Genomic DNA, 12,575 nt, shown 5'->3' with positions numbered 1-12,575 from the left:
TAAGTCCGTTGTTTAATGAAAACGGGACATTCATCGCTAAGCAATAAATGTCCCGTTTGGTGTTTTTTTTATCTAAAATTAAGGCTTCATAACGCGCCAAACTGTATTCTTATTTCCGTTTGTAATCCTCAATAAGTAAAGTCCCGAAGGATAAGATGAAAAATCAACTTCTGTTGTTTTCTGGTTGATCGTCTTCACTGCTCGTGAACGCCCAGTCAGGTCAATAACTTCTGCGCGGGCTTCTTTCGGCGATACTGTTCCTGTTAACTCTACTGTGCATTGCGATGTGACAAGCGTAGGATAAACCTTCACCCAGTCTGCTGATGCAGGCGGTTCTACACCGAGGATTGGGTCAACCTGGACGCGTGCACTGCCGGCTCCTTTACCGGTTCCGCAGCCGTTGGTCACCTTCGAAATGGTGTAAGTTGTAGTTACTCTTGGCGCCAGTTTAAATGTGTAGGGAGTTACTGCAGCGGTGATAAGCGAATCCTTTGTGCCGTTGCTCAATGTAAATGTCCACGGTGCTTTTCCGGTGGTTTCAATTTTCATGTCCGCTTTATCGCCTACTAAAATGGTCTGCGTGCCTGTGATTGTAGCAATGGGAAGCGGGCTCGCTGTAATGGTAATCGAGCTCACACTGCCTTTTACGGTAAATTCAGGATTGGTCCCTGAACTCACAACCCGCACGTAATAACTTCCTGCAAGCGTGGTGTCGGGCAATGTTGCTGTTATCAGGCTGGATGAGGCGACAGATGGAATGCTTTTAAATTTGGCATCCGTATTCTCCGTTGCGATCTGCACTTTAAATGTGTTTTCAGCAGGGAAATCGCCCGATTGCTGGAATGGCACATTGAATGTTTTACCTGCGCAAGCCTCTGCCACAGATGGGTTACCCGAATTAATGGTCGGAATTTTCACTGTTACCAGAGCGCTTCCGATGGGCAAACCTTTACCGCAGGCATTGGCCACATTGGTAAGCAAATAAGTGGTTGTAGTGGTTGGCTTCACCTGAATTTCGTGATTTTGCTGGTCTGTTGTATCGGTTGTACCATCTGAAAGCGCATAGATCCAAGGTCCATCACCTGTAAATCGGATCCTGATCGTCGCCGTTTGTCCGAGGTCAATGGTGGAGCTGCCTGAGACTGTTGCGGATGGCAATGCCTTAATGTGGATTTTGATCTCTTCTTTTGGACTTTCGCAGCCATTGGAGCCGGTTTGGGTCACGAAGAATGAGTAATCCTGTACTTTTTCAGTGAAAGGCGTAAATGGAACACCCTGAAAATCAGTATCACTTGCATTGCGATACCATTTCAAAATAGATCCTGTTGCATCCAGTCTTGGAGCAACTTCATTCTGGCAATATGCAAGTTGCGTTGTTGTCTGAGGTTTTGGTGTTGTATTGATTTTAACATCAATTTTTGCACGGTCACCAACACATCCTTCCAAAGCCTGGCCTACAAAGTAAGAAGTCGTCCCACCTTCTGCAGTGGATGGAACTGGCGCATTGTCACTTGCATCGCCGCCCGTCGCATTTGTTCCGTACCATTTAAGGATTCCGTTTGTTACCGGTTTTGCGGACAATGGCTGCGCTGCAACGAACTGGCAAATTTCAACCAGTGGTTTATCGATTGTTGGTAATCCAGGCAATGCTTTTACGCGTACTTTCTGAGCTACTCTTGTCGGGCTTTCACAAGTTTTGGATACCTGCGTTGCGTAGAAGGTCGTTTCGCCTGCGTTTTTCAAGTTTATTGAAGGTGCAGTCTTGGAAGCGGTTCCACCAGAAGCGGAAGTATACCAGTTTACAGTGTTTCCGGCAGCAGGTTGCGCTTCAAATGTGTAGGATTTATCTGCACGCTCCTGGCAAAATGCCTCGGATACTGTTGGCAATGCCGCAGGTCTAGCATTTACCACAACGTTAACGTCAGCACGTGAACTTTCGCATACGAGCGAACCGTATGTGGTTGACTGAGTAACATAAAAAGTCGTCGTGCCTGCTGTTGTTGTTTTTGGAGTAGGAGGCGTGGTATTCCCTGTTACATCGTTGGTCGCAGAATACCATTTGAATGTCGGGCCAGCAGGAGTAAGCGTTTTGGGAGTTTCACCTACACAATATTCTATTGGAGAAGTGACAGTCGGAGTAGCTGGCGTGTCTTTAATGATCACGTCAATTTTCGCTCTTGGTCCTTCGCACAGTCCGGCTGATGTTTGGCTTACATAATAACTTGTTGTGCCGACAGTTGCAGTATTTGGAGAAGGCGCTGTTGAGGAGCCATTTCCGCCTGTTGCAACAGTATACCATTGCAATGCAGTCCCAGTCGCTTTAAGCGGTGCTGTATCTGTGTTTTGGCACAAATTAATTGGTGAAGTCACCGTCGGCAAAGGAGATACGTTTTTGACAGTCACCTTTATCTCGCTTCTGGCGCTCTCGCAGTCACCCACTGTTTGACTTACGAAATAGCTTTTTGTGCCCAGTGAATTGGTTGTTGGTGTCGGCGCAGAAGCTGATCCGGTTCCTCCTGACGAAGCAGTATACCATTTCAGGTTACTTCCGGTTGCGGTTAATGTAGGTGCAGTTGCATTTAAGCAGTAATCCAGGTTTTCGACAGTAGGAGGCGCAGTCTGTGTAATGGTCACCTTGATTTCGGCTCTTGGACTTTCACATCCTCCAACTGTCTGGGTTACGTAATAGGATGTAGTTCCCGCCGATGCGCTTGAGGGTTTCGGAGCGGCGCCTAGTGGGGCGCCACCAGAAGCTGCACTATACCATTTTAACGCTGTCCCAGTTGCCGTTAATGCGTTGGTTGCTTCATTGATGCAATAAGAAACATTAGTAGCGTCCGGTGCTTTTGGCGGAACACATGCCGTAACAGTAACCACAATTTCAGCCCGTTCGCTTTCGCATCCAGCCACCGTCCGGCTTACATAATAACTTTTTGTTCCAACAGTGTTTGTGGAAGGTGTTGGCGCAGTTGGTGACCCAGTCCCGCCCATTTCAGCAGTATACCAAAGCAAACCAGTGGTTGGCGTGGCCGATAATGGATCAGCATCAGCATTAAGCGTATAGCTTTGATTAGAAACAGTTGGCTTCGCCGGCGGCGTACAAACCGTTTTAGTAACATTCACAACAATTTCAGACCGCGCGCTTTCGCATCCACCGACTGTTTGACTTACGAAAAAATTTTGTGTTCCCTCCGTTTTGGTGTCAGGGACTGGGATTTTTGTCGCTCCTTCGCCTCCGGTTGCTGCGTCATACCATTTCAGGCCTGTGCCGGTTGCGGCTAGTGCAACGGCTTTGTCGCCTACTTCGTAAGCAACCGGCGAAGTCACCGTGGGTTTTGCCGGAATAGCATTCACTTTCAGCGCGGCGCTTTCGGAACCGGTGGCGATTGTAACTGCTACTAATACCGAAATAACTCGAACCTTATATGCAGCGCCGGCGGCTGTGCCGGCAGGAATGGTTGCGGTAATGGGCGATGCGTCGGCGGAACCAATGTTAACCGGCGAGGTAAACGCTCCGGCGGCATCTGATAGTTGAGCAATAAAGTTGGTTAATGGGGCAACAGTGCCGGTTGTAGTAAAGGGAACAGTAACATTTCCGCCTGCACAAACCTCTGTCGGGTTAAGGGCACCCGTGGTAATCGCTGTCTGGCCGAATGAATTTGCGACGCTTAAAATCGCAGCCAGAATTGTAAAAATACTCTTTTTAATAAATGTTCTTTTCATGTAAATGTCTTAATATCTTTCCGCTAACCTGTTTGACTGGTAAAGTTAGAGATATTTTTCAAATACACTTTCGACTCGATTAAGGAAGCTCGCTTTTCCTTTCAATAAGTGAACTATAGACTACATCCTGAATTTTGCGACGTGTGCGCTGCGTGGTAATAGCAGTGTTTTCGGCGTCGGGATTGACACGGTTGGAGAGAAAAATAAATACCAGATCTTCTTCCGGATCTATCCAAATCATAGTCCCGGTGAAGCCTGTGTGACCAAAAGAATTTACAGACGCCTGTGGCGATACGTAAGAACTATTTCCATCGATCGGGGCTTTATCCCAGCCTAAGCCGCGGTGATGCGATTCATCATAAACTCTTGAAAACATGGGAACAGTTGCATTTTCATAGTATCTGCGGCCAGCGTAATTCCCTTTCCAAAGATTCATTTGGAATAAAATCGCAAGATCGCGCGCAGTCCCGAAAAGCCCTGCATGTCCGGCAACGCCGCCTACAATGGCCGACATCTGATCGTGCACAGTGCCTTGAAGCAACTGATTCCTGAAACGGTAATCCTGCTCGGTAGGCGCGATTTGTTTTTCTGAAAAACGGCGCAGCGGGTTAAAACCAAGATAGGCAAGGCCCAATGGCTCGTAAATGTTGGCAGAAACGAAAATATCGAGCGGCTGGCCGGTTACTTTTTCAACGATCTTTTGTAACGTAAGAAAACCAAGGTCGCTGTACAGATAGCCGTAACTGCCCGATCTTTCTTTGCGGTTGTTCATGGGCGACTCCACAACCCATTTCCACACCGAATCGCGCATGGCGCCTTTGGCGAAAAGCTTCGGTGCAACTTGCAAATAATAAGATGTATCCGCTTTGGAACTGTAATATTCAGGAAGCAAGCCACCCGCGCTGGTTTTGGTCCTGTCCCAAAGCGGCGGATAAAATGAAACCAGGCCCGATCTGTGCAAAAGTAGATCCCTGACCGTGAAATTTTGCTTATTGGTGCCCATCAATTCAGGCAGATAGGTCGACGCCTTTTGGTCTAAATCGATTTGTTTGCGATCGTACAAAAGCATCACCGCCTGCAATGTGGCCGAAACCTTAGTCACAGACGCAAGATCATAAATTGTCTCCGAAGTCACACGGTCGGGCGTGCGATAATTGAGGCCGCCGAATTGTTTGTCATAAATGATCTTCCCTTTTCGGGCTACCAAAACTTCGCAACCCGGAAATACATGATCATTCACTGCGGCTGTCGCCAGATCGTCAATTCTTTTCAGTGAACTGCCGTCCATGCCCACACTTTCCGGCGTTCCAAAGGCGATCCTGTTGATCGTAGTCGTGGTTACGCCGCTTCCTGCTTTATACGAAAGCACCGAAACCGGCAAGCGGCCTTGTGATTTTAATGCACCAAAAATGATTTGGGGAACAATTTCCTGCTGATCCTTACCATCCTGGCTTGCGCAGATCAGCGCATCCGTTTCAGGGAAAAATTGAATGCTATATGGTGTTCCAAACAAGCATAGGATCACTTTCTTGTTCAATTGCTTCAATTGGTTTACAAAATCCACCATGCCCGTCGTAACCCCGTAATTGCTTTTTGGGTTGGAAGTTAAACCGTGCACATCCACAATCACCGTGTTGTAAGGCTCTAAATAGCCAACCATTTCCGAGATCTGCGCTTGCGACGAAGGCCCGTCATAGAAAGTGTAGGACCGCATCGGTTTGTAGGTTGATAGCATTTTCTGAAATGCTACGCTGCTTCCATCCCCAATGCTCACAGAAGCCATTTTATCATCAATAACCGAGCCAATCGGCAGCAGGTCATTATTGTTTTTCACAACCGTAATTGATGCTTCGCACAACTCGCGATACAATTCCTTGCTCTTTTCGGTGTTCAGGTCTGCGTAAAGATTGTTGGTGTCAATCGGTTCGTACTGGCTCAGTCCCGACCAGTATTTGGCTTGCAAAATGCGTTTTACCTTGTCATCAATGATCTTTTCACTGATTCTTTTTGAATCAATCGCGTCCTTGATTTTTGCAACTGTTTCGGCAATGCTTTCCGGATAAAGAAGAATGTCGTTTCCGGCGATCAATGCTTTCAGGTTAACTTCTGCGGCTTTTCCCGTTTTCAAAACGCCTCGCATGTTCATGGCATCGGTGAAAACCAATCCGCGAAAGCCAAGATCTTTGCGTAACAGGCCGCTAACCACTTTTTCGGAAAGGGAGCTGGCCAGATTAGGCGTGCTATCCAGTGCTGGAATATACAAATGACCATTCAATACGCCCATTAAGCTGTCGGCGATCATGGCCCGATATGGATAAAGATCTGTTTCTGTAAGCTTGTCAATGGAATGCGTGAGAACAGGCAATGTAAAATGCGAATCTGCGTCCGTATCGCCGTGGCCGGGGAAGTGTTTTGCGGTCGCGATGATCTTATTGTGCTGCAAACCCTTCATGTAAGCAATCGCTTTGCGCGTTACATTGTCTCGGTCTTCACCAAACGAACGTATACCGATCACCGGATTGCCAGGATTACTGTTAATGTCCGAAACCGGTGCAAAATTGATTTGTATCCCAAGACGGGTGCATTGTCTGGCAATATCGCTGCCCATTTTGTAAACAAGCGCGTCGTCCTGGATGGATCCGAGCACCATTTGTTTTGGAAATGAAATGGTGCTGTCGAGGCGCATGCCCAGGCCCCATTCGCCGTCAATGCCAATAAATAAGGGAATGTTGGAATGCGATTGGTAGCGGTTGGTCAGCTGCGCTTGTCCTACCGGGCCGCCCTGAAAGAATATCAGGCCACCGATGTGGAAATCGCTGATCAGGCGGTCAATGTATTTGTAGTGAGATTCGTCGCGATTGGAGAATGTAGCCACCATGAAAAGCTGGCCGATTTTTTGTTCAATGCTCAAAGACTTTAATGTGCTATCCACCCACTCATTTTCAGGCAATACAAGCACAGGATCCAGCCTTTTCTTTACTTTTTTGACGGGCTGCTTTACGGTTTCCGGCAATGCTGTAACAGGCTCTTCAAAAACCCGAATGCGCTTCCAGGCAACGGAAACCATTGAAGTTATAATAACCAGAAAGACCACACTTGCAACTAAACGAAACCGGCTTAACAACCAATTTTTCATACTTCGAACTACTGATTTTAACGAGGGAATGTTAGGTTATCTGACTTTTGCACTGCTTCAATTGAATTTAACAAAGGTTACAATAATAACAAATTATGGTCGGAATAAATCCGAAAAAAAATTGTTTTAATGCAATTCTAATATTTGATCTTCGCGATTTAAGCATTTCAAATTCACTTTGATCCAAACGTTATCGGGTCAGGCTTCTGAAAATGTCTTCCAGTGAGTCTCCTGTTTTCCGAAGCTCGTCCAGTGAGCTGTCACTCACTACTTTTCCCTTATTAATAATGATAACCCGATCGCATAGCGCTTCCACTTCCTGCATAATGTGGGTTGAAAAAAGCACCGTTTTATCTTTGCCCGCGTTCCTGATCACGTCCCGGATTTCCTGTATCTGATTGGGATCCAGTCCGGTAGTGGGTTCGTCCAGGATCAGTACAGAGGGATTATGCAAAAATGATTGTGCAAGTCCGACCCGCTGCCGGTATCCTTTTGAAAGCTGGCTGATCTTCTTGCGTTTCTCCACTTCAAGCCCACACAATGCAATAACTTCGTCCACCCGCGCACGCAATTCCGCCGACTTCATGCCATACAATTTTCCTGAAAAAAGGAGGAATTCGCTTACATACATATCCAGATAAAGCGGGTTATGCTCTGGCAAATATCCTATTGTCCTGCGCGCCGGCATCGGCTCCCGAGCAACGTCATAATCAGACACTTTGGCCGATCCATCCGACGCTTTGAGATAGCCGGTCAGTATTTTCATCGTCGTGGATTTCCCCGCTCCGTTAGGGCCCAGGAAACCAACGATTTCTCCCTTTTTTAAGCTAAAAGAAATGCCATCGATCGCACACTGCGTTCCGTAGAGTTTGGTAAGGTTGGAGACGGTTATTGACATTATTTAATGAGTGAATGAGTGAATTGTGAATGAGTGAATGGTTTAATAAGTGAATGAATGTGATTTTTTGTTCACTCATTCACTCACTCGCTCATTCACTCATTAATTTTACACCTTCAAAAATAGCTTATTCCTGAACAAAAGATACATAAACGCCCACTGGACCATGATATAGGCGATTACTTCTCCTACTGCTTCAATGGTGTGTGGGAAATAGCTTAGTATGCCTCCGAATAGTGCCTGCGCCGTGTAATTGAAGTTAATGTAGCTGCCGATCATATAAATCACGATTGAATTCATCCCGATTACTACGAAAAACAATGTCCATTTCCGGTAATTCAACACGTCCACGATCCAGTAGAACAGCGCCAGCAACAATGTACTGAACCCACCTGCACAAAGCACGAACGAACTCGTCCACAAATTCTTATTAATCGGGAAAAAGTAATCCCAAACGACGCATACTAGCAAACTGATAATGCCGGCAAAAACCAGGTAAACAACTTTATTGTTTTTTGAGATCACCTCTTCACTTGTCCGCAAAAGCTCACCCGCAAAAATGCCCATTAAACCCGTCGCAATGGCCGGAATAGTGGAAACCAGACCTTCAGGGTCGTGTATTTTTAAATGCAGCCGCCCTGGAATGATCATCTTATCGATGTAACTCGCCGGATTGCATTCAATGGTAAGCAATCCAGCGCCGCAGCCCGGAACCGGATAAAATTTCATAAACAGATAGTAACCAATCAGAATCGCGGCAAACCAGATCCAGCGCGTTCTTTTTTCGGTGTATAAATAAATGATCTGGGCAAACATTCCCGCTAACCCGATCCGTGCCAGAACGCTCGGGTAACGCATGTTTTCCCACTCCGTTTGAAATAAACCATTGTTATAAATGATGCCCAGCAAAACCAGGATTAATCCGCGCTGGATCACTTTTCGGATCAGTTCGGAAGGCGGAATGCCTTTTTCCAGTCGGCTGCCCAGCGAAAACGGAGCGGAAACACCGGCCATGAATAAAAATGTCGGAAAGATCAGGTCGTAGGCACGGAAACCGTTCCAGTCGGGATGGGTGAATTGGTGTGCCATGAAAATGGCCCAGGACCAACCGGTAACTTTTGCGAGCACTGCGAAAATTTCTTCGCCACCTGAAATCCAAAACATGTCAAAACCACGCAATGTATCCAGGGATAACAACCTCTGCGGCGAAGGACTATCTTTCATTTGATAAAGTAGGGTAAAGAGAAATAAAATTTGGTAAAAGGGACATAGTTTGGAATAAAAGCTAATTACAATTACTGTAAAGATTGCAAAAAATACTATTTATACTTTCCGGCAAAACTACATTTATTTGAAAATACATATAAGTATTGGCTAGGGTTATATATCATCGCCGCGGAGTTGCGTTATAAGCATCAATATTTTTAACTCCAAATTCACCCCATGAAAAGAATCTTAATGTTAAGCCTGATGGCTGCGACCTTGTTTTTCACTGGCTGCGCCACGTCCAACACCGCAAATACATCAGATAATGACGAGGCTTACCGCAACGAAGAGCCCGTAGCCAACACCAAACTCAACAACCGCCGCCTGGAAAAAAACCTCGATCGCTTCGCAGAAGAGCTCAATCTCAGCAAACGCCAACAAAAACAATTAAAGAAAATCGACCGTCGCTACGCGCGAATGGATCGCAAACTATCCAGAAACGACGAAGCCAAACGCCGGGACCACAAAAGACTAGCCGAAGAAAAAAGACAAGAAATCATAGAAGTCCTCACGCCGGAACAGCAAGAAACATTGCAGGCGTTGGCTAAGAAGGGGAGGTTTAGCCTGGATCAGATATTCGGGAAATGAATGGGTAATCCTTAATTATTATGGTTATTAGGGATTTTAATCCTTGGATATTATGGTTTTCAAGGATTCAAATCCCTAAATATTATAATTATTATGGATTTGAATCCTGCTATTTCTATCTTTATGGTAAATACAGGAAGCAATGATAGACAGAAATCAACTTGACTACGCGCGTAGCCACCTTTTCAAGGGAAAAGCATTTATCATATATGGGCCGAGACAGGCTGGGAAAACGACTTTTTCAGAGCAATTGCTTGCCTCGGTTTCGAGAAAGACATTACGCTTAAATGGCGACGAAGCGGACATACGTGAGTTATTTGTCCGTCCGAATTCAGCATTTTTAGAAAGGCTAATCGGCGATAATGAAATCGTATTTATTGATGAGGCCCAGCGAATTCCAGAAATAGGTCTTGTCCTTAAAATTATTGTAGACAAATTTGAGGCTGTTCAAGTCATAGCCACAGGCTCTTCATCATTCGAATTAGCCGGGAGCATTAATGAGCCGCTCACCGGCAGGCGCTATGAAATGCAGCTGTTGCCACTATCTTACAATGAGCTAGTGAAATATACCGACTTCCTGAATGAGCAACGACTTTTGGAGCAACGTCTGATTTACGGCTCATACCCTGAAATTATTGTTGATCCAAACAATGCGGAAAAGCATCTCAAACTAATTGCTAACAGCTATTTATATAAAGATCTTTTGATGCTGGAACAAATTAAAAAGCCAGCATTATTGGAAAAGATAGTTAAAGCAATTGCATTACAGGTGGGTAGCGAAGTGAATGTTACCGAAATTGGCCGTCTGGTTCAGGCGGATAATAAGACAGTTGAAAAGTATATCAACTTATTGGAAAAGGCCTTTGTTCTATTTTCCGTGCCTGCATTTTCAGGAAATTTACGCAACGAGATCAAGAAAGGGAAAAAGCTCTATTTCTATGATAATGGCATCATTAATGCAGTAACAAATAATTTTAATCTCTTAAAGAATAGAACGGACATCGGTGCCTTGTGGGAAAATTACATTATCAGCGAACGTGTTAAATTTTTGAATGAAAACGGGATTGATGCCAAAATCTATTTTTGGAGAACTACTCAACAGCAGGAAGTCGACTATATAGAGCAGACAGGAGCAGGTTTACGTGCAGTTGAATTTAAATGGAATGCTAAGGCAAACCAACGCTTCCCATCCACATTCCTAACGACTTACCCTCAGGCAACGACAGAGATTGTAACGCCGGAAAATCGGGATGATTTTTTAAGGAAATAACAATTCTACCGCAACCCATCCAACCAAGCCTCAACCGTCGGCCCGGTCATATCAAACAAAATTCCGGGAAGTAAACCCAATAATATCGTCAACACAACCAGGGGAAGCAGCATCGCTGTTTCCCTTTTTGTTAGATCGGAGAGGACGTGCAGGCTTCCGTTTTTGTACCAGAAGGCGCCGAAGAACATGCGTTGGTAGGTCCAGAGGAAATATGCGGCTGCTAGTACTATGCCTAATGTGGATAATGCCGGGATCCAGACGGGCAATGCTTCGGATTGGAATGCGCCCATCAATGTGAAAAGTTCTCCTACGAAACCCGAGAATCCCGGAAGTCCTAATGATGCGAAAAAAGCGATCCCGGTAATGATCGTGTACTGCGGCATGACGGCGATGAGGCCGCGGTAATGGTCGATGCGGCGGTCGTGGGTGCGGTCGTAAACCACGCCTGTGAGGATAAAGAGCATGGCGGAAAGGACGCCGTGGCTTACCATTTGATAAATGGCACCGTTAATGCCTTCGGCCGTGAATGCTGCAATTCCAAGCAACACAAATCCCATGTGCGAAACAGACGAGTAGGCGATCATTTTTTTCAAGTCGCTTTGTCCCAATGCATTAAACCCGCCGTAAATAATGGAAATCATACCTAAAACAGCCAGGGGAATGGCACTGTACTGCGCTTCGAATGGGAAAAATCCATCCACAATCCTTATGAAACCATAACCGCCGATTTTCAAAAGAATCCCTGCCAGCACAACGGAAATAGGCGTCGGCGCTTCTACGTGCGCATCGGGCAACCATGTGTGTACGGGAACGACGGGCAATTTCACAGCAAATCCGATAAAAAGGAACCAGAATGCGAGTAACCGCAAAGGAATGTTGCCAATCAGATATTCAGAAGCTGTGCTCAGCAATGAGCCGGGAATGTAATTGTTAGGATCGGCTAAATAAGCGAAACGGAATGTGTGAACGAGCTGCTCGGGAGCGATCTTGCCGTCGATCAGCCATTGCTGAACCTGTGCGATGAGGTCGGGGTGAATCGGATCTTCGATGCCCAAAATGCCTACAACTTTGGCGGTTTCCAGCGGATCGATCACCGACAAGTACAGCGCGATCATGACAATTAGAATCAGCAGCGAGCCGAAGAATGTGTAAATAAAGAACTTCAATGCCGCATACTCGCGCCTCGGGCCGCCCCATAATCCGATGAGAAAATACATCGGCAGCAGCATGAATTCGAAAAACAGGTAAAAAAGAAAGAAGTCCTGTGCCAAAAAGCAGCCGATTACGCTGCCTGTAAGCAATAAATAAAGCGCAAAATAAGCCCTTGACTTTTGAATGACATTCCACGAGCTGATCACACCTACAAAAAGAACGATCACCGCCAACAGCACGAGCGGAAAGCTGATGCCATCCACCGCAAGCGCATAATCAATAGAAACTACACCTAATGCGCCGATTGGCAAAGTTATCCAGTCGGTAACCTCGCTGAGCTGGTGGCCCGGGTTTTGGTTGTCGAAAGAAATATATAGGAATACCGAAATAATCACCTCCAATGCCAATGCAACCAGTGCGATGATCCGGAAATTTTCAGGTTTTTTGGCCGGCCAGACCGCTACGGCGGCTGCGCCCAGCAGGGGAATGGCAATAAGTAATGTCAGTATATGATCAATCATTCAGCATTAAGTTAAAATCGT

Annotated in this window: 7 protein-coding genes; 2 read left to right on the top strand and 5 right to left on the bottom strand. The window is 45.9% G+C overall.

Annotation, left to right across the window (positions count from 1 at the left end):
* Window positions 1-78: 78 nt before the first annotated feature.
* From B5X68_RS23260 to B5X68_RS23245, 4 genes are all read right to left on the bottom strand, one after another.
* Window positions 79-3,723, bottom strand: a complete 3,645-nt coding sequence (locus B5X68_RS23260; RefSeq protein ID WP_082217152.1) for an Ig-like domain-containing protein — start codon at window positions 3,721-3,723, stop codon at window positions 79-81.
* A gap of 79 nt (window positions 3,724-3,802) precedes the next feature.
* Window positions 3,803-6,859 (bottom strand): serine hydrolase domain-containing protein, encoded by a 3,057-nt coding sequence (locus B5X68_RS23255; RefSeq protein WP_082217151.1) that lies wholly within the window; start codon window positions 6,857-6,859, stop codon window positions 3,803-3,805.
* Between the two features lie 190 nt (window positions 6,860-7,049).
* Entirely contained in the window at window positions 7,050-7,757 is a 708-nt protein-coding gene (locus B5X68_RS23250) for an ATP-binding cassette domain-containing protein (RefSeq protein ID WP_082217150.1), read from the bottom strand.
* 108 nt (window positions 7,758-7,865) lie between these two features.
* The gene (locus B5X68_RS23245; protein WP_082217149.1) at window positions 7,866-8,981 is read right to left on the bottom strand and encodes an acyltransferase family protein; all 1,116 of its coding nucleotides are present in this window, start codon (window positions 8,979-8,981) and stop codon (window positions 7,866-7,868) included.
* 219 nt (window positions 8,982-9,200) lie between these two features.
* Here B5X68_RS23245 and B5X68_RS23240 point away from each other — a divergent pair, with 219 nt between their 5' ends.
* On the top strand, window positions 9,201-9,611 hold the full coding sequence (locus B5X68_RS23240; protein WP_082217148.1) for a hypothetical protein: 411 nt from the start codon (window positions 9,201-9,203) through the stop codon (window positions 9,609-9,611).
* Window positions 9,612-9,753: 142 nt separating this feature from the next.
* Window positions 9,754-10,881: an ATP-binding protein gene (locus B5X68_RS23235; protein ID WP_082217147.1), complete on the top strand. Its 1,128-nt coding sequence runs from the start codon at window positions 9,754-9,756 to the stop codon at window positions 10,879-10,881.
* 5 nt (window positions 10,882-10,886) lie between these two features.
* On the opposite strand, the gene B5X68_RS23230 is transcribed toward B5X68_RS23235, so the two are convergent.
* A complete protein-coding gene (locus tag B5X68_RS23230; RefSeq protein WP_082217145.1) occupies window positions 10,887-12,554 on the bottom strand; it encodes a complex I subunit 4 family protein in 1,668 nt (555 codons plus the stop codon).
* Between the last annotated feature and the right edge of the window lie 21 nt (window positions 12,555-12,575).

This window comes from Dyadobacter psychrophilus, from assembly GCF_900167945.1.
Taxonomy (GTDB): Bacteria; Bacteroidota; Bacteroidia; order Cytophagales; family Spirosomataceae; genus Dyadobacter; species Dyadobacter psychrophilus.
This window is presented reverse-complemented; position numbering and strand designations above follow the sequence as displayed.

Bases quoted from the DNA above. Each gene is read 5' to 3' on its own strand.
- B5X68_RS23250 (WP_082217150.1), bottom strand. From the start codon at position 7,757: ATGTCAATAACCGTCTCCAACCTTACCAAACTCTACGGAACGCAGTGT.
- B5X68_RS23235 (WP_082217147.1), top strand. From the start codon at position 9,754: ATGATAGACAGAAATCAACTTGACTACGCGCGTAGCCACCTTTTCAAG.
- B5X68_RS23245 (WP_082217149.1), bottom strand. From the start codon at position 8,981: ATGAAAGATAGTCCTTCGCCGCAGAGGTTGTTATCCCTGGATACATTG.
- B5X68_RS23240 (WP_082217148.1), top strand. From the start codon at position 9,201: ATGAAAAGAATCTTAATGTTAAGCCTGATGGCTGCGACCTTGTTTTTC.
- B5X68_RS23260 (WP_082217152.1), bottom strand. From the start codon at position 3,723: ATGAAAAGAACATTTATTAAAAAGAGTATTTTTACAATTCTGGCTGCG.
- B5X68_RS23230 (WP_082217145.1), bottom strand. From the start codon at position 12,554: ATGATTGATCATATACTGACATTACTTATTGCCATTCCCCTGCTGGGC.
- B5X68_RS23255 (WP_082217151.1), bottom strand. From the start codon at position 6,859: ATGAAAAATTGGTTGTTAAGCCGGTTTCGTTTAGTTGCAAGTGTGGTC.